Origin of the sequence: Pantoea sp. EABMAA-21, from assembly GCF_030053335.1 — a bacterium.
In the GTDB taxonomy this organism is placed as follows: Bacteria; Pseudomonadota; Gammaproteobacteria; order Enterobacterales; family Enterobacteriaceae; genus Pantoea; species Pantoea communis.
Genome location: NZ_JASGBX010000001.1, coordinates 361,626 through 377,624 on the forward strand (window position 1 = coordinate 361,626; position 15,999 = coordinate 377,624).

At 51.8% G+C, this 15,999-nt stretch carries 15 protein-coding genes; 2 read left to right on the forward strand and 13 right to left on the reverse strand.

The genetic code is table 11. The features are described 5' to 3' along the window. Positions 1-8: 8 nt before the first annotated feature. The 3 genes from QMZ65_RS01645 to araD all read right to left on the reverse strand — a co-directional run bounded on the left by QMZ65_RS01645 (position 9) and on the right by araD (position 2,928). Positions 9-875 (reverse strand): crotonase/enoyl-CoA hydratase family protein, encoded by an 867-nt coding sequence (locus tag QMZ65_RS01645; RefSeq protein ID WP_034821448.1) that lies wholly within the window; start codon positions 873-875, stop codon positions 9-11. A gap of 140 nt (positions 876-1,015) precedes the next feature. Further along, positions 1,016-1,999: a 2-keto-3-deoxygluconate transporter gene (kdgT, locus tag QMZ65_RS01650; RefSeq protein WP_211728450.1), complete on the reverse strand. Its 984-nt coding sequence runs from the start codon at positions 1,997-1,999 to the stop codon at positions 1,016-1,018. A 230-nt stretch (positions 2,000-2,229) separates the two neighbouring features. Further along, positions 2,230-2,928 carry an L-ribulose-5-phosphate 4-epimerase gene (araD, locus tag QMZ65_RS01655; protein WP_097117009.1) on the reverse strand — a complete coding sequence of 233 codons (699 nt, stop codon included), beginning with the start codon at positions 2,926-2,928 and terminating at the stop codon, positions 2,230-2,232. A 328-nt stretch (positions 2,929-3,256) separates the two neighbouring features. Here araD and osmB point away from each other — a divergent pair, with 328 nt between their 5' ends. Continuing rightward, positions 3,257-3,475: an osmotically-inducible lipoprotein OsmB gene (osmB, locus tag QMZ65_RS01660; protein ID WP_034821457.1), complete on the forward strand. Its 219-nt coding sequence runs from the start codon at positions 3,257-3,259 to the stop codon at positions 3,473-3,475. A gap of 68 nt (positions 3,476-3,543) precedes the next feature. Here the strand turns inward: osmB and yciH are convergent, their stop codons facing one another. The 5 genes from yciH to pgpB all read right to left on the reverse strand — a co-directional run bounded on the left by yciH (position 3,544) and on the right by pgpB (position 7,148). Then, positions 3,544-3,867 (reverse strand): stress response translation initiation inhibitor YciH, encoded by a 324-nt coding sequence (gene yciH / locus QMZ65_RS01665; RefSeq protein ID WP_097117008.1) that lies wholly within the window; start codon positions 3,865-3,867, stop codon positions 3,544-3,546. Beyond that, entirely contained in the window at positions 3,867-4,574 is a 708-nt protein-coding gene (pyrF, locus tag QMZ65_RS01670; RefSeq protein ID WP_283215266.1) for an orotidine-5'-phosphate decarboxylase, read from the reverse strand. The genes yciH and pyrF overlap by 1 nt, the downstream gene beginning before the upstream one ends. 200 nt (positions 4,575-4,774) lie before the next feature. Next, entirely contained in the window at positions 4,775-5,944 is a 1,170-nt protein-coding gene (gene lapB / locus QMZ65_RS01675) for a lipopolysaccharide assembly protein LapB (RefSeq protein ID WP_058959800.1), read from the reverse strand. 6 nt (positions 5,945-5,950) lie between these two features. Further along, positions 5,951-6,256, reverse strand: a complete 306-nt coding sequence (locus QMZ65_RS01680) for a LapA family protein (RefSeq protein ID WP_283215267.1) — start codon at positions 6,254-6,256, stop codon at positions 5,951-5,953. A gap of 127 nt (positions 6,257-6,383) precedes the next feature. Continuing rightward, positions 6,384-7,148 (reverse strand): phosphatidylglycerophosphatase B, encoded by a 765-nt coding sequence (gene pgpB / locus QMZ65_RS01685; protein ID WP_211728446.1) that lies wholly within the window; start codon positions 7,146-7,148, stop codon positions 6,384-6,386. Between the two features lie 229 nt (positions 7,149-7,377). On the opposite strand from pgpB, the gene ribA reads away from it, so the two are divergent. After that, entirely contained in the window at positions 7,378-7,971 is a 594-nt protein-coding gene (gene ribA / locus QMZ65_RS01690; RefSeq protein ID WP_283215268.1) for a GTP cyclohydrolase II, read from the forward strand. Positions 7,972-8,011: 40 nt separating this feature from the next. On the opposite strand, the gene acnA is transcribed toward ribA, so the two are convergent. The 5 genes from acnA to topA all read right to left on the reverse strand — a co-directional run bounded on the left by acnA (position 8,012) and on the right by topA (position 15,734). Continuing rightward, positions 8,012-10,693 carry an aconitate hydratase AcnA gene (gene acnA / locus QMZ65_RS01695; protein ID WP_283215269.1) on the reverse strand — a complete coding sequence of 894 codons (2,682 nt, stop codon included), beginning with the start codon at positions 10,691-10,693 and terminating at the stop codon, positions 8,012-8,014. Positions 10,694-11,131: 438 nt separating this feature from the next. Further along, positions 11,132-11,311 carry a YciX family protein gene (locus tag QMZ65_RS01700; protein WP_097117004.1) on the reverse strand — a complete coding sequence of 60 codons (180 nt, stop codon included), beginning with the start codon at positions 11,309-11,311 and terminating at the stop codon, positions 11,132-11,134. A gap of 3 nt (positions 11,312-11,314) precedes the next feature. After that, on the reverse strand, positions 11,315-11,473 hold the full coding sequence (locus QMZ65_RS01705; RefSeq protein WP_071845610.1) for a YmiA family putative membrane protein: 159 nt from the start codon (positions 11,471-11,473) through the stop codon (positions 11,315-11,317). A 493-nt stretch (positions 11,474-11,966) separates the two neighbouring features. Beyond that, positions 11,967-12,941, reverse strand: a complete 975-nt coding sequence (cysB, locus tag QMZ65_RS01710; protein ID WP_034821485.1) for an HTH-type transcriptional regulator CysB — start codon at positions 12,939-12,941, stop codon at positions 11,967-11,969. A gap of 195 nt (positions 12,942-13,136) precedes the next feature. Continuing rightward, positions 13,137-15,734 (reverse strand): type I DNA topoisomerase, encoded by a 2,598-nt coding sequence (gene topA, locus QMZ65_RS01715; RefSeq protein WP_283215270.1) that lies wholly within the window; start codon positions 15,732-15,734, stop codon positions 13,137-13,139. Positions 15,735-15,999 lie beyond the last annotated feature (265 nt).

Sequence of the window (15,999 nt, forward strand, 5' to 3'; positions counted from 1 at the left end):
GCTCTCGATTATCCGGCTTTGCGCAGGGATGCGCTATGACGGTTCTGTAGTTGCACCAGTCGTTCCATGTAAGCAATGTCTTTAGGCTCCAGTGTAAAGGCGTAATCCACCCAGTCTTCCGTAATATCCATCAGCTCGGCACGCGAGAGTTGCAGTACGCGCTGGCGCGCTTTCAACATGGCACGCACACCATTCAGCTTCGGACGTAGAGTATCGATAAAGGTACGCGTGGTACGATAAGCATCACCTGGCTGGAAGACTTTATCTACCAGACCGCGCGTCTCATACCACTCTGCGCTATGCGATTCCCCTTCACAGATCAGCTCTTCGGCCAGTTTCATGCCGGAACGCCGTGCCACCAGTGAATAGCCGCCCATGCCAGGGAACAGATTGAACGCGATCTCCGGGAACCCCATCCGTGCAGAGTTCTGCGCCAGAATGAAGTGATGGGCCAGCGCGGCTTCAAAGCCACCACCCAATGCACTCCCTTCAATCATCGCCAGCGTCACCGCTCCGGTATCAAAACCCCGCGCTGCCGAATGGATGCAATCCACGCAGGCACGCGCATAGGCCCGCAGCGCTTCACGACGGTTGTTACGAATGCACTCTACAAAGAAACGTAAATCGCCACCGGCGTTGAACATCTGCGGCACCAGCGAACCCGTCACCCAAAAATCAATCGGCAAACCCGAACGCTGAGCGGCATAGCTCAGATTCATGATCTCCTCGATTAATTCGTGGTTGAAACTGGGGCGCGGTTGGGCACGCAGCATCATCCACATGGTGTGTCGACCCTCTTCATAGTAGGCCGCCAGCTGGGTGGTTTGTCCGACTTCGGTAAACAATCTGCAAGTTGGTTGGTTAATTACTGTCATAGTCTCATCCTCTAGTTATGTGATGCGTTAAACGCAACATCAGCGTAATCCAGAGTGAGGCCAGACCAAATGAGAGATTGATTTATAAAGTAAAATCCAGAGATATCCCCGACCATGGGGTCGGGGAAAGATAAGCAGGCTTACTTGATGGCAGCGCGCTGTCCTACCGCCACATGAAAACGCTTAACGCGTTTTGAATAGACGGCGGTGATAATCGGTACTAATACAGAAGTCACAATAACGGATGTCGCCACCAGTGCGGTGGCTGCGGGAGCGACCGGTTTAAACTGTGGCAGCATCTCGGCAATCAGCACCGGCGTCGCCACTGCCGCGCCTGCGGTGCTGGATGCTGCGATCCCAGCCGTGCCATCACCACCACCAATTAATCGGTCGGCAATAATGAGTGGGATACCGGTGATGATGATGACGGCAACACCGAGCAATACGCCCAATAAACCGGTTTGTGCGATCACCGCCAAATCGATGGTGTTACCCAAAGCGAAGGCAAAGAACGGGATTAAGGTATGTACGGCTTTGCCAAAGAATTCGCGCAATTCCGGGTCAAGATTGCCAAGCGCGAAACCGACAATAAAGGGCAACACCGCGCCAACAAACACGTGTGGCTCAAACGAAGCAATGCCTGCGGTCCCCAGGATCACCATGGTCATCAGCGGACCCGATTCCAGCGACATCAGCACAAACGCGCCTGCTTCTTCTTTTGAACCGTATTGCTGCATGATGGAGGCATAAAGGCCGCCATTGGTCATGTCCATCGCAGCAACCAAAGCTAGCGTGGATAAACCAGCAAACATACCGACTTCTACGCCATTTTCCGGCATCATGCGGGATGCCACGGCAGCCACTACCCAGGCAACGGCGATTTTGGTTAATACCAGGGTGCCGGATTTACGCAGCACGGTTCCGGTTGCGCTGAGTTTGATCGATGCCCCCATGCAGAAAAACCATACCGCCAGAATCGGCACAGTGCCCGTCATCAGGCCGTTAGTAAAAGAGCCAAAGTATTTTCCTGCGCCGGGTGAAAACGTGTGGCAAAGCGCGCCCAAAAACAGCGGGATTAACATCATACCGCCTGGAATCTTATCGATTGCACGTTTGATATGCATAGTTGTGTCACCTTTACTGAGCCAGAAGGAGGTACGTTATCGTTCGCCGGATGGCATGGCAGGCAAGATAACCACTGGCAGTCAGGGAAAAAGTGATCGAATCGATATTAATGAAACGGTGTTTTATTTTTATAGATTTGACATTTCTTTTTTATGATATGCATCGCCATACCAGCGCTAAATAGCAAAAAATTAAGGCGCCCTCAGGCGCCTCAATGAAGTTTCAATGTTTAATTCTGCCCGTACCATGCATTCTTGCCATGCTTACGCAGATAATGCAGATCGAGTAAATTCTGCGAAATCGGAGGCAATTCGCTGCGCAGTTGTTCCGTGTGAAGTGCCATGTAAGCCACTTCTTCCAGCACCACCGCACTGTGCACAGCTGCATCCGCGTCTTTACCCCAGGCAAAGGGGCCGTGCGAGTTGACCAGCGCAGCAGGAATGTCGGTGGGTTTAATGCGGCGTTGCGCAAAGCTTTCGATAATCACCTGCCCGGTGTTCCATTCATACTCTTGTTGTATCTCTTCACGCTTCATCGCACGCGTACAGGGAATGGTGCCGTAGAAATCATCCGCATGTGTTGTACCCAGAGCCAAAATGTCGCGTCCGGCCTGCGCCCAGATTGTGGCGTGGCGTGAATGGGTATGTACGATGCCACCAATCTCCGGCCAGGCAAGATACAGCGCGCGATGGGTGGCCGTATCGGATGACGGACGTAGCGCCCCTTCCACCACTTTGCCGCTGGCTAACTCCACCACCACCATATCGTCGCGCTGCATATTCTCGTATTTCACGCCCGAAGGTTTGATCACCAGCAGACCATGGTCGCGGTCAATGGCGCTAACGTTGCCCCAGGTGAAAGTGACCAGGTTATAGCGCGGTAAGTCAAGGTTGGCTTCCAGCACCTGCTGCTTGAGCAATTCCAGCATGATTATTTCTCCTGCGAACTGTGATAGCTGAATTGTGCTGAACAAGCAGAGAAAACGTTATGGATCGAATCGCTGTAAAAGCAGCGGAAAGTCGCTGAGACCGAAGAAGTGTGGCGTAAATTAAGAATTTTCTATCCTGGAGGAATTTAGCTTTGCTTCAGCTGGCTAAAGTCAGGAGCGGTACGGTTTCCACCGGTTAATTCGCCCATTAAAGCGCTGTACGCGGGCATCAAAGTGAACAATGAATGACACGCAGGGATGACGTACTTCGTTGCGCAACATCTATACTTACAAGGTTGCCTCTGTACATACAATCAAGGAGAAAGAGATGACGACAACAATGAAACGTATGACCGTTGCGGTATTAGCTGCCACCCTGGTTGTTGCCTTGAGTGGTTGTTCGAACTGGTCAAAACGCGACCGTAATACCGCCATCGGGGCGGGTGCGGGTGCAATCGGTGGTTCTGTCCTGACTAACGGAAGTGCACTGGGTACAGTGGGTGGTGCAGCCGTTGGCGGTATTATCGGCCATCAGGTTTCTAAATAACGATAAAGATTCAGGCTACGCAGCGCATCTACAGCATCACGGGCCGCACAGTGTGCGGCCCGTTTTTATTAACCACCGGCTAATTTAACCTTCATGCCTTTGGCTTCAAGTAGTGCTTTCAAGAGATCACGTTTATCGCCTTGAATCTCGATCACGCCATCTTTGAGTGACCCACCACAACCACATTTTTTCTTCAGTTCTGCTGCCAGCTTGTTGAGCGCATCGTCATCCAAATCGATACCGGTAATCAGGCAGACGCCTTTGCCTTTACGGCCGCTGGTCTGGCGTTGAATGCGCACTATGCCGTCCCCTTGCGGGCGCGGCGCTTTTTCTTCTTCCTGTGCGATTCGGCCAGTTTCAGTGGAGTAAACCAGTCGGTTGTCCTGAGCCATTAGGCCTCCTGTAAACTTTGCAGGATAGTGTGCAGCGTTGCAGCCGGATCATTGGATTGGGTGATCGGACGCCCAATCACCATGTAATCCACGCCAGCCAGTTTTGCCTGCTGTGGCGTCATGATACGGCGTTGATCGCCCGCATCACTGCCTGCCGGACGAATACCTGGGGTCACCAGTGCGAAATCCTGACCTAACACCTGTTTAAAGTGCTCAGCTTCCTGAGCGGAACAGACCACGCCATCCAGGCCACACTCACGCGTCAGGCGAGCCAGACGTTCCGCCTGCTGAGCGGGAGAAAGCGTAATGCCGAGACCTCTGAGATCGTCTTCATCCATGCTGGTTAATACGGTTACCGCAATCAACAATGGCGCATCTTTGCCAAAAGGCAGCAGCGCTTCACGAGCCGCATTCATCATCCGCGCCCCGCCACTGGCGTGAACATTAACCATCCACACACCGAGATCGGCAGCCGCGGCTACCGCGTGCGCGGTTGTATTCGGAATATCATGAAACTTCAGATCGAGAAAAACGTCAAAACCACGCGACTGCAGTGTTTTCACCAGTGACGGGCCAAATAGCGTAAACATCTCTTTGCCGACTTTCAGGCGGCACTGGCTCGGGTCAATGCGGTCCACAAACTGCAGTGCGCTGTCGAGATTATGATAGTCGAGCGCCACCAGAATCGGTGAAGTGGTTACAGGCATAACGTTTCCTCAAAGGCAGGCACCCGCGGGCGCAATGGACAAACGGCAAGCATTCTACCCGTGCATGCCCTTCCCGACAATCTCACAGCGCGCTTTAAACCGATGATCGACCGAAGGCTGCACAGTGCCACGACTCTCTCTAAGAATTCAAGATCATAGTATGTTGTAACTATCATGCGGTTATAATAAAAAAACGGCCGTTACTGGCCGTCAAGTCCGCGGATTGGTTTCACAGAAGACCATGCGCGGCAGGATGGGCAATGCCAATAAAGCGCATGCGCGGTAAATCCGCACTTTTGGCAGCGGTAGCGTGGTTTGGTGCGAATCTGTTCGCCCACCATATCGCGCAGCACCATCAGGCTCTCTTTGGCACGACCGTCTTCTGCTTCATGCAGGTGGAAATCCATCAAGCGATGGAACACGCGCATGGTCGGATGGCGCTGTAACTGGCGATTAATGTATAACTGCGCCGCTTCAGGCCCCTGCTGCTGTTCGAGGATATCAGAGAGGTAAAGTTCAGCGGCCGCGCCGGTATTCTCCTCAACGCAGCGTTGTAAAAATTGCGCCCAATCTTCAGGCTGATTCAGTCGCTGATAGCAGGTTTCGAGCATCGATAAGGTTTCGCTCACCAGCTCTTTATCTTGATCCAGTACGCGCTGCAGGCGGGCCGTTGCTTTAGCGTATTCGCCCTGCTCCATAAAGATGCGGCCCATCATAATGGAAACGCGCGCGCTTTGGTGATCGGCCGATTCACCCTTTTTCAGTAAGCTCATGGCGCGATCAAGATCGTCACTGCTCAACGCCTGAAGCGCAAGCTCGCAGTAGAAATGGGCAATTTCGCCCTTGTGCTTCTCTTTGCCGAGCTTGACCAATCTTTCCGCCACTTCGATGGCTTTCTGCCAGTCACTGGTTGCCTGATGAATCTGTATCAGCTGTTGCAGCGCACCGATACGGAAGTCGGTTTCATCAATAAGCTGGCTAAACATGTCCTCGGCGCGATCGTAAAACCCGGCGGCCATGTAATCGCGTCCCAGTTGCTGGATAGCCAACAGGCGCTGTTCATAGCTCAGGGAAGCGCTTTCCATCAGGGATTGGTGGATGCGAATGGCGCGATCAACTTCGCCGCGTGAACGGAACAGATTGCCGAGCGTCAGGTGAGCTTCAACTGTGCCGCTGTCCTCCTTCAGCATATCCAGAAAGAGATCGACAGCTTTGTCCTGTTGATTGGAAAGCAGGAAGTTTACGCCGGCAACGTACTCACGTGACAGACGATTGGCTTCCTGTTGCTTATCCTGATGTGCACTGCGACGGCCCATATACCAGCCATACGCCGCAGCAACAGGGAGAAGCAAAAACAGCAATTCAAGCATCGAAACTTAATCCCGACGACCAGCAGTAGAAGAATTTGTCACAGCCGTTGATTGTTCGTTCTGCGCCTGCATGCGTTTCAGCTTGCGCTGCGCGTGAGCGAGAGAAACACGTATCCGCAACCAGAAAAGACAGCAAATTGCCCATCCAAGCAGGAATCCGGCACCAAACAGGCTCGCCAGCAATGTGGAGATGCGGAATTCACCCTGCGCCAGCAGATAGTTAAAAGTGACGATTTGGTCGTTATGCGCTCCAAGCGTGACGGAGATGATAAAAATGACCAAAACCACGAGAAAAATCAGCAAATATTTCACAATGCGTCCTGTCGTGAGGTTATCCAGTAGAAGTATGCCAAAAAAGTGCCGCCGATGCTGCTTATCAGCACATCACTTAGCGCATTTTCCGTAAGCGCAATCAATCATATGGGGGCGCGCGCAGAAATTACAATCCATCATCACGCTGCTTAATCTCCTGCTGCTCTTCGCGCGGCACCGTAAGCGGGCCACAAAAACGCTGCGCCAGCCATGTGGCAACCGTAACCAGCAGCCAGGAAATCAGGGTGGCCACCACCAAATCGCGCGGCCAATGCATACCCAGCAGTAAACGACTGCCCATGACCATGGTAGCCCAGGAAAACAGCACGACCACGGTCACGATGTGGCGCCTTGGCCAGAGTAAGCCAATCACCAGCAGCGCCCAACTGGCAGCAAACATGGTATGTCCGGAAGGAAAGGCAAAGCCGGTTTCAAACGCCCAGTGTTTTTTTAGCCATTGCGGCAACTGAGTGTCGTTAGCCACTAAAGTCGACACCAACTGACTGCGCCCCTGACGGTTTTGCTGATAAAACGCCCCTTCATCAATACCGTAACTCTTCTCCAGCCAAACCACATAGGGACGGGGTTCCTGCACCTGCTCTTTAATGAAAGATTTGGTGTACTGGCCAGCAAGAATAGCGCCGTTCATGAAGAGGATCAGTAAAATGGCGGGTTTAAGCCGGAAGCGTAAGCACCATAAAACCCAGGCGCTGAGGATAACGCTGGTCAAAATGCCCCATGGGCTGGTGACGGTTTCGGTCATCCAAAAGAGTACCCGTAAAAACGCGCTACTCTCACCTGGCTGCCATTGCCAGCCAGAGAGCCAGACAGCAACTGGCATGATTAATAACAAAAGCATTCCCAGGGTGGTGCGCTGCGCAATTTTTAACATCCGTTTCCTTTTAGATCCGCTGATATTCGCGTGGCTGGCATAACTTTAGCTGAAAAAAGAATAACATACCCGTTGCAGCTTAGATAATTGTGCTTTATCACTACAATAACTCTGACTGATTAACGGCCCGGGTACAGGTTGTGGCACAATATTGTCAGTTTTGTCGGGCCAATCGGGCCCGTGCGTTGTCATGATGATAGCGCATCCTCTGAAGGTTCTGGAGAGTCACATGCAGCTTAAACGGGTAGCAGAAGCCAAACTGCCCACGCCATGGGGAGATTTCCTGATGGTTGGTTTTGGAGAACTGGCAACCGGCCAGGATCATGTCGCGCTGGTTTACGGTGATGTTAGCGATCACAATCCAGTGCTGGCCCGCGTTCACTCCGAGTGTCTTACCGGTGACGCACTGTTCAGCCTGCGCTGCGACTGTGGTTTTCAGCTGGAAGCGGCGCTCACCGCTATCGCTGAAGAAGGTCGTGGCGTGCTGTTATATCACCGTCAGGAAGGCCGTAATATCGGTCTGCTGAACAAGATCCGCGCCTATGCCCTGCAGGATAAAGGGTACGATACGGTGGAAGCGAATCATCAACTGGGATTTGCCGCTGATGAGCGTGATTTCACCCTGTGTGCCGATATGTTTAAACTGCTGGGCGTCAATGAAGTCCGCCTGCTGACGAACAATCCACGCAAAGTCGAGATTCTGAGCGAAGCGGGAATTAATATTGTTGAGCGCGTGCCATTAGTGGTCGGGCGCAACCCCAAAAATGCCCACTACCTTGATACCAAGGCGGAAAAAATGGGTCATCTGCTGCCAAAAGCGTAACGCAGAAAGCAAAAAGCCGGGAAATCTCCCGGCTTTTTCTTTAGTTCAGCATATTACGTATCACATAATGCAATATGCCGTCGTTCTGGTAATAGGTCAGCTCATTGCCGGTATCGATACGACACCGGGTTTCCAGCGTCTCTTTTTTACCATCGACGCGCGTCAGGGTGACATTCACAGTACAACCCGGTTTCAACTGGGAAAGGTTTTCGACATCAATAAACTCCTCCCCGGTTAATCCCAGTGTTTTGCGCGTGACGCCAGCAGGGAATTCCAGCGGCAGGATCCCCATGCCGATCAGGTTAGAGCGATGGATACGCTCGAACGACTCAGAAATAACCACGCGCACACCTTGTAAACGTGGGCCTTTCGCAGCCCAGTCGCGGCTGGAACCTGAGCCATACTCCTTCCCGGCGACCACTGCCAGTGGCACACCTTCGGACTGATACTTCATGGCAGCATCGTAGATCGCCAGCTGTTCATTGCTGGGGAAGTGTTTGGTGTATCCCCCTTCCACGCCCGGCACCATTTCATTACGAATACGAATGTTGGCAAAGGTCCCGCGCATCATCACTTCGTGGTTACCACGACGCGAACCGTAGGAGTTGAAATCGGTGCGCTCAACACCATGCGACAGCAAATAGCGTCCAGCAGGACTTTCCGCTTTGATGCTGCCCGCTGGCGAAATATGGTCGGTGGTGACAGAGTCACCCAGCATTGCCAGAATGCGCGCGCCTTTAATATCCTGGACAGGCTCCGGTGTTTTGCCCATATCGTCAAAGAACGGCGACAGGCGGATGTATGTCGATCCCTCATCCCAGTCATAAGTCGCGGCTTCACTGACTTTGATTTGCTGCCACTCAGGCGTACCGTCGAAGACCTCGGCGTATTCCTTATGGAACATATCACTGGTCACTTTCTGCACTGCGGCGGCGATCTCTTCTGGTGATGGCCAGATATCCTGCAGAAAGACATCCTTGCCCTGCCGGTCCTGCCCGATGGGATCGTTCTGCAGGTTGAGTTTCATGTTACCGGCAAGTGCATAAGCCACCACCAGCGGTGGCGACGCCAGCCAGTTAGTTTTCACCAGCGGATGGATGCGCCCTTCGAAGTTTCGGTTACCCGACAGCACAGCACCGACGGTCAGATCGCCCTCTTTAATCGCGCTTTCAATTTCATCTGGCAATGGGCCCGAGTTACCGATGCAGGTGGTACAACCATATCCCACCAAATTGAAACCTAATTCATCCAGATAAGGTGTCAGTTGAGCCACCGCGAGATAATCCGACACCACTTTTGATCCCGGTGCCAGCGAGGCTTTCACCCAGGGTTTGCGCATCAAGCCACGCTCAACCGCATTTTTCGCCAGCAGGCCCGCCGCCATCAAGACGCTGGGGTTGGACGTATTAGTACAAGAGGTAATGGCAGAAATGACCACCGCGCCATCTTCCAGCTGATAGCTATCGCCGGTCTCGCTGTCGCGATACGTGACGGTCTTGTGCGCTTTCTGCGCATGGTTAACTTCAAGTTCGTTGCTGGCATCAAAAGCGGCGGGTACCTCGCCTAAAGAGACGCGGTCCTGCGGTCGTTTTGGACCGGCAAGGCTGGATTCAACGTCTGCCATATCCAGTGCCAGTGAACTGGTAAAACGGGGTTCATCACCCGGATTACGCCACATCCCCTGTTGCTTCGCATACGCTTCAACTAATTCGACTTGTTCAGCATCGCGCCCGGTCAGCGTCATGTAGCTCAGGGTGACCTCATCGATGGGGAAGAAACCGCAGGTTGCACCATATTCCGGTGCCATATTGGCGATGGTTGCGCGATCAGCCAGCGGCAAATCGGCCAGGCCATCACCGTAAAATTCCACGAACTTACCCACCACGCCATGCTTACGCAGCATTTGCGTCACGGTTAACACCAAATCGGTCGCGGTAATACCAGGGCGTAGTTTCCCGGTGAGTTTGAAACCGACAACGTCGGGGATTAACATAGACACGGGTTGCCCTAACATAGCGGCTTCGGCTTCAATACCGCCAACACCCCAGCCTAATACGCCCAACGCGTTGATCATCGTGGTATGGGAATCTGTGCCGACTAAGGTATCAGGATAAGCGACCTCTTTGCCTTCTAGCGTTTCATGCCAGACGGATTTCCCCAGGTATTCCAGGTTAACCTGATGGCAGATACCGGTGCCGGGCGGCACTACGCGGAAACGATTAAACGCTTTTTGCCCCCAGCGCAGGAAAACGTAGCGTTCGTGGTTGCGCTCCATCTCCAGACGCACGTTTTCTTCGAAAGCATCTTCATCACCAAAATGGTCAACGGTCACCGAGTGGTCAATTACTAAATCGACCGGTGATAAGGGGTTAACTTTGGCCACATCGCCGCCGAGGCGTTTTACCGCTTCACGCATCGCCGCCAAATCCACTACCGCTGGCACACCGGTAAAGTCTTGCATCAACACGCGTGCTGGGCGATAGGCAATTTCCCGATCGGCATGGGCATCTTTCTGCCAGCCAACCAATGCCTGAATATCTTCAGCCGTCACCGAATCCCCATCCTGCCAGCGCAGTAGGTTTTCCAGCAACACCTTCATGGATTTGGGTAAGCGATCGATATTGCCCAGTTGCTGGGCGGCTTTAGGCAGGCTGTAGTAGTGATATTTTTTTGCCCGAACGTCCAGCGTATCCTGACTTTGCTCCCGTAACGTTAACGACATAGCTCCTCCTTTAATGGGCCTCTCTTTTAAACCTCAATAACCGCAAGGTTTAGCTTAAAGATAGACCACATTTTCGTTAACGATTTGATAACAACACGAAATGACACATAAAGGCACAAACAAAAATGCCCCGACGTTTGTCGGGGCATTAATAAAAGTCAGTACAATTTGAGTTATTGGATTATATCATTGCCCACACGGCCGCAGCCCAAAATGCAATGGAAAAGGCATAAACGCCAAACCATGAAAAAGTCGTGGTATTCATTGAGTCGCTCCCTCCCGTATTCCGGGCAAAAAAAGTCCACCGTCTTCAGCGTTGTACTGATGACACCGTTTTTTTAGAGCTGAGTGTTAAAGGACGGGCTTTTAAAATGCCCACCGGATAATCCGGTAAAGAGAGGAATAGATGTCTATATATAGAACAAAACGCAGACTGCGTTATTTCGACTTCGGATCCATGAAAGATTCGATAAAGTTACGCTGGTTGTCACTCAGTTCCCACGACGCAGGAATCGCCACAGGCTGTTCAGCGCTCTTGACTTCTTTCGCTTTGCACGTTGACGTGTTCGGCTGACGCGCAGAAACCGGAGACTTACGGCTGAGTGTATTTGCCCACATGGCTTAACCCCACATACGCCAGATCATCAATGCCACCACTACCCAGAACAGTGCTGAAGCAGCGAAGACGGTCAACCAAGCCTTGCGACGCACGTTACCAGAGCGCTCAACCTTGGCAGTTTTAGTACGAAAATCTTGTTGTACAGTCAGTCTAGTATTCATAGTTTTTGATAATCACTCTCAATAAAACGATTGTTGATAACGATTAAGATTTAGGACGAATCCTAAACTTGTTAAGTCCGAAAATCCAGTTATTTTTATTGAGCACAACGATTAACACTATTTATCAAAACCCAAACAATTGATGAGATAAATTTAATTACTGATCAAGCTATTCATCTAATACATACATTGTAAATTTGGGTTAAAACAAATTTAGTACCATTCTAAATTTGAGTTTAATTTAAAGAGCCCCACGAAAAGGCCTTTCTCATCAGTTGATAACTGGAGTATGGGAATATTCCTGGCGGTCCGCAAAGCGGCAGCGTCAATTTTGTGTACTGTTTCTCATTTAATGACTAACAATGAAAAAACATGTGATCGATGTTTCATTTACAAAAAAATAATGAAGTTTTTTGAGAATCTTGTGGCGCTAACCAGAGAGAATTTCACAAGATGCCCACTGGACACCTCGTGAAAATAATGAGTTAGGGGATTATTTGAAAGGTAACTTGATATCGCGGAACATCGCTTCGATATCTTCATTAGAACGTAATGCGACCGCGGCATCCACGACATCACGCGTCAAATGCGGTGCGAAACGTTGAATAAAATCATACATATAGCTTCGCAGGAATGTGCTGCGCCTAAAGCCAATTTTGGTTGTACTATTGGTAAAAATTTCTGATGCTTCGATTCGCACCAAATCCGGATCGGAAACCGGATCCACTGCCATACTGGCAATCACACCTACCCCTAAGCCCAGACGCACATACGTTTTGATCACATCAGCATCGGTGGCCGTAAAGACAATACGCGGCGTTAATCCTGCACGGTTAAATGCGGTATCCAGCTCTGAACGGCCGGTGAAGCCAAAGGTGTAGGTCACGAGCGGGAAATCAGCCAGCTCTTCAATCGTCACATTCGATTTGCCTGCTAGCGGATGGTCTGGCGTCACGACAATGGCGCGGTTCCAGTGATAGCACGGCAACATAATCAGGTCGTCGTACAGATGCAGCGCTTCGGTCGCGATCGCAAAGTCAGCATTCCCCTTCGACACGGCTTCAGCAATTTGCGTTGGCGATCCCTGATGCATATGCAGCGATACGCGTGGGTAACGCTCGATGAAGCCTTTAATCACGCCAGGCAAGGCATAACGCGCCTGAGTATGCGTGGTCGCCACATACAGCGAGCCTTTGTCGGGCCAGGTATGTTCACCCGCGACAGATTTAATCGCATCGACCTTCGATAACACTTCACGTGCTATCCGGATGATCTCTTCACCCGCAGGCGTCACCTGAGTGAGATGTTTCCCGCTACGCGCAAAAATCTGCACGCCGAGTTCATCTTCCAGCATACGCACTTGCTTACTGATACCCGGTTGTGAGGTATAGAGACCTTCAGCGGTGGAGGAGACGTTGAGGTTGTGATTAACCACTTCAACGATGTAACGCAACTGCTGCAATTTCATAGTTATATCTTCCCGGTAGCGACAGAGGGGCATTCCCTGCAGGCGTGTTTCCGCCTTGATTAAGGGTTGAAGGAGGGAAAGCGTGTCAGCGAAACGAAAAAAAAGCTATAACCACTATATCAGTTAAAGAAAGAATGTAGAACGATTAGCTATAAGGATGATGAAAAGGCCAGCAGATGCTGGCCTTGAGGGGAATTACTTCTTCGCTTCCTGCCACTTACCGTCGATATAGAACATCGACCAGCCTGTCGCTTTGCCCTCCTTCTCGGAGGAAACATACTGCTGCTTAGTTTTACGGCTAAAACGCACTAACGTTTTATTGCCTTCCGGATCCGCCGCTGGCGCTTCCGCCAGGTATTTCAGCTTCTCTGGCAGACGGTCAGCAAAACGTTGCAGCTCTTCCACCAGCGGCGCACGCGTTTCACGCGATTTCGGGAAGGTGTTGGCCGCCAGGAATACCCCTGCCGCACCGTCACGCAATACAAAGTAGGCATCTGATTTTTCACACGCCAGCTCAGGCAACGGTACCGGGTCTTCCTTCGGTGGTGCAACTTCACCATTGCGCAGAATCTTGCGAGTATTTTTACACTCGTCGTTGGTGCAGGCCATGTATTTGCCGAAGCGCCCCATTTTCAGGTGCATTTCGGAACCACACTTTTCACACTCTACGATCGGGCCGTCATAACCTTTGATGCGGAATTCGCCCTGTTCGATTTCGTAGCCGTCACATTCCGGGTTGTTACCACAGACGTGCAGCTTACGCTGATTGTCGATCAGGTAGCTGTCCATCGCGGTGCCACACTTCTGGCAACGACGACGGGCACGCAACGCATTGGTTTCAGCATCATCGCCTTCCAGTACGTTGAGAACCTCATTTTCCGGAATCAGATTGATGGTCTGTTTGCAGCGTTCTTTGGGTGGCAGCGCATAACCGGAGCAGCCGAGAAATACGCCGGTACTGGCGGTACGGATACCCATTTGCCGGCTACAGGTCGGGCAGTCGATCGAGGTCAGCACCATCTGGTTCGGCTGCATGCCGCCCTCTTCTGGCTCTTTCTCGGCCTGACCTAACTGCTGACTGAAATCGCTGAAGAAGGAATCCAGCACCGCTTTCCACTGCGCTTCATTATTGGCGACCTGGTCAAGGCTGTCTTCCATGCGCGCGGTGAAGTCATAGTTCATCAGTTCACGGAAATTCTGTTCCAGACGATCGGTGACAATTTCACCCATCTTCTCAGCATAGAAGCGGCGGTTTTCTACCCGCACGTAACCGCGATCCTGAATGGTGGAAATAATTGAGGCATAGGTCGATGGACGGCCAATACCCCGTTTTTCCAACTCACGGACTAAGGAAGCTTCGCTGAAGCGGGCTGGCGGCTTGGTGAAGTGCTGGCTTGGCATCAGCTCCTTCAGGTCAAGCATGTCGCCGACATTGACCGGTGGCAGCGTCAAATCTTCATCGTTTTTACGCAGGGCTGGCATCACTTTTGTCCAGCCATCGAAACGCAAAGTGCGGCCTTTCGCTTTCAGTTTAAAGTCTGCTGCACCCACCGTCAGGGTGGTGGAGTCATACTGCGCCGGCACCATCTGGCAGGCCACAAACTGACGCCAGATCAGCTGGTACAGTTTCTGCGCATCAGCTTCCATATCTTTCAGCTGTTCTGCCTGGATGTTGACATCCGAAGGTCGAATCGCTTCGTGAGCTTCCTGCGAATTATCTTTACTGGCGTACGTGATTGGCGACTTTGGCAGATACTTCTTACCAAAACTCTTCTCCACAAAGCCGCGTGCCATCGCCACCGCATCCTGACTCAGGTTGGTGGAGTCAGTACGCATATAGGTGATGTGACCCGCTTCGTAGAGACGCTGCGCCATCATCATGGTTTTCTTCACGCCAAAACCAAGACGAGTACTCGCCGCTTGCTGCAGCGTCGAGGTAATAAAAGGCGCAGAGGGTTTGCTGCTGGTCGGTTTGTCTTCACGATCCAGCACTTCGTAACGCGCTTTTTCCAGCACGGATACCGCAGCATGAGTTTGCTCGCGATTAACCGGACGGAACGCTTTATCACCCTGATGCGTGACCTGCATTGCCAGCGCGTCGCCTTTCGGCGTAGAGAAATCCGCATCGATTTCCCAATACTCTTCCGGCACGAACGCTTTGATTTCGTGCTCGCGCTCAACCACCAGTCGCACAGCCACAGACTGAACACGACCCGCCGACAAGCCACGGGCAATTTTCTTCCACAGCAGCGGGGAAACCATGTAACCCACCACGCGGTCCATAAAGCGACGCGCCTGCTGCGCATTAACACGTTCAATATTCAGTTCGCCCGGTTTTTCAAACGCCTGACGAATCGCATTTTTGGTGATTTCGTTGAACACCACGCGGCTAAACCGCTTGTCATCGCCACCGATCACTTCCCGCAGGTGCCAGGCAATGGCCTCCCCTTCGCGGTCAAGGTCCGTTGCGAGGTAGATGTGGTCAGCATCGGCGGCAAGGCTTTTCAATTCGGCTACGACTTTTTCTTTACCCGGCAGAATCTGATAGTCCGCTTCCCAGCCATGCCAGGGATCGACCCCCATGCGGCTGACCAATGCGGCCTTCTCATCCTTCTTAACCTTTTTTCCTGTTTTCGCCTTTTCCCCGTCGGTAGTTTTACGGGCAGTTGAACCGCTGGTCGGCAAATCACGGATATGACCGACGCTGGATTTCACCACGTAGTCATTACCGAGGTATTTATTGATTGTTTTGGCCTTTGCCGGGGACTCAACGATTACGAGTGCTTTACCCATATGTACCTTTACCTAATTGAAACGTCCTGATAAACGGGAGAGGATTCGGTGCCCCAAAACCCAACGGGTTCAATATTGCTGCCAGCTTTTCACATTTCAAGGCAGCGGGGATAATCTCAGGTCAGATTGCATCGACTTATGCAACTTTATGATTAGAAGCGGGTTTTCCATCTGACAGCACCACACATCCGGGTGTGATCTCCCTGAAAGCTGAATCGCCCACACTCTACCTGATAAAATCCGTTACGCAACTTAATTAGCATTC

Bases quoted from the DNA above. Each gene is read 5' to 3' on its own strand.
- QMZ65_RS01645 (WP_034821448.1), bottom strand. From the start codon at position 875: ATGACAGTAATTAACCAACCAACTTGCAGATTGTTTACCGAAGTCGGA.
- kdgT (WP_211728450.1), bottom strand. From the start codon at position 1,999: ATGCATATCAAACGTGCAATCGATAAGATTCCAGGCGGTATGATGTTA.
- araD (WP_097117009.1), bottom strand. From the start codon at position 2,928: ATGCTGGAATTGCTCAAGCAGCAGGTGCTGGAAGCCAACCTTGACTTA.
- osmB (WP_034821457.1), top strand. From the start codon at position 3,257: ATGACGACAACAATGAAACGTATGACCGTTGCGGTATTAGCTGCCACC.
- yciH (WP_097117008.1), bottom strand. From the start codon at position 3,867: ATGGCTCAGGACAACCGACTGGTTTACTCCACTGAAACTGGCCGAATC.
- pyrF (WP_283215266.1), bottom strand. From the start codon at position 4,574: ATGCCTGTAACCACTTCACCGATTCTGGTGGCGCTCGACTATCATAAT.
- lapB (WP_058959800.1), bottom strand. From the start codon at position 5,944: ATGCTTGAATTGCTGTTTTTGCTTCTCCCTGTTGCTGCGGCGTATGGC.
- pgpB (WP_211728446.1), bottom strand. From the start codon at position 7,148: ATGTTAAAAATTGCGCAGCGCACCACCCTGGGAATGCTTTTGTTATTA.
- ribA (WP_283215268.1), top strand. From the start codon at position 7,378: ATGCAGCTTAAACGGGTAGCAGAAGCCAAACTGCCCACGCCATGGGGA.
- acnA (WP_283215269.1), bottom strand. From the start codon at position 10,693: ATGTCGTTAACGTTACGGGAGCAAAGTCAGGATACGCTGGACGTTCGG.
- QMZ65_RS01700 (WP_097117004.1), bottom strand. From the start codon at position 11,311: ATGTGGGCAAATACACTCAGCCGTAAGTCTCCGGTTTCTGCGCGTCAG.
- QMZ65_RS01705 (WP_071845610.1), bottom strand. From the start codon at position 11,473: ATGAATACTAGACTGACTGTACAACAAGATTTTCGTACTAAAACTGCC.
- cysB (WP_034821485.1), bottom strand. From the start codon at position 12,941: ATGAAATTGCAGCAGTTGCGTTACATCGTTGAAGTGGTTAATCACAAC.
- topA (WP_283215270.1), bottom strand. From the start codon at position 15,734: ATGGGTAAAGCACTCGTAATCGTTGAGTCCCCGGCAAAGGCCAAAACA.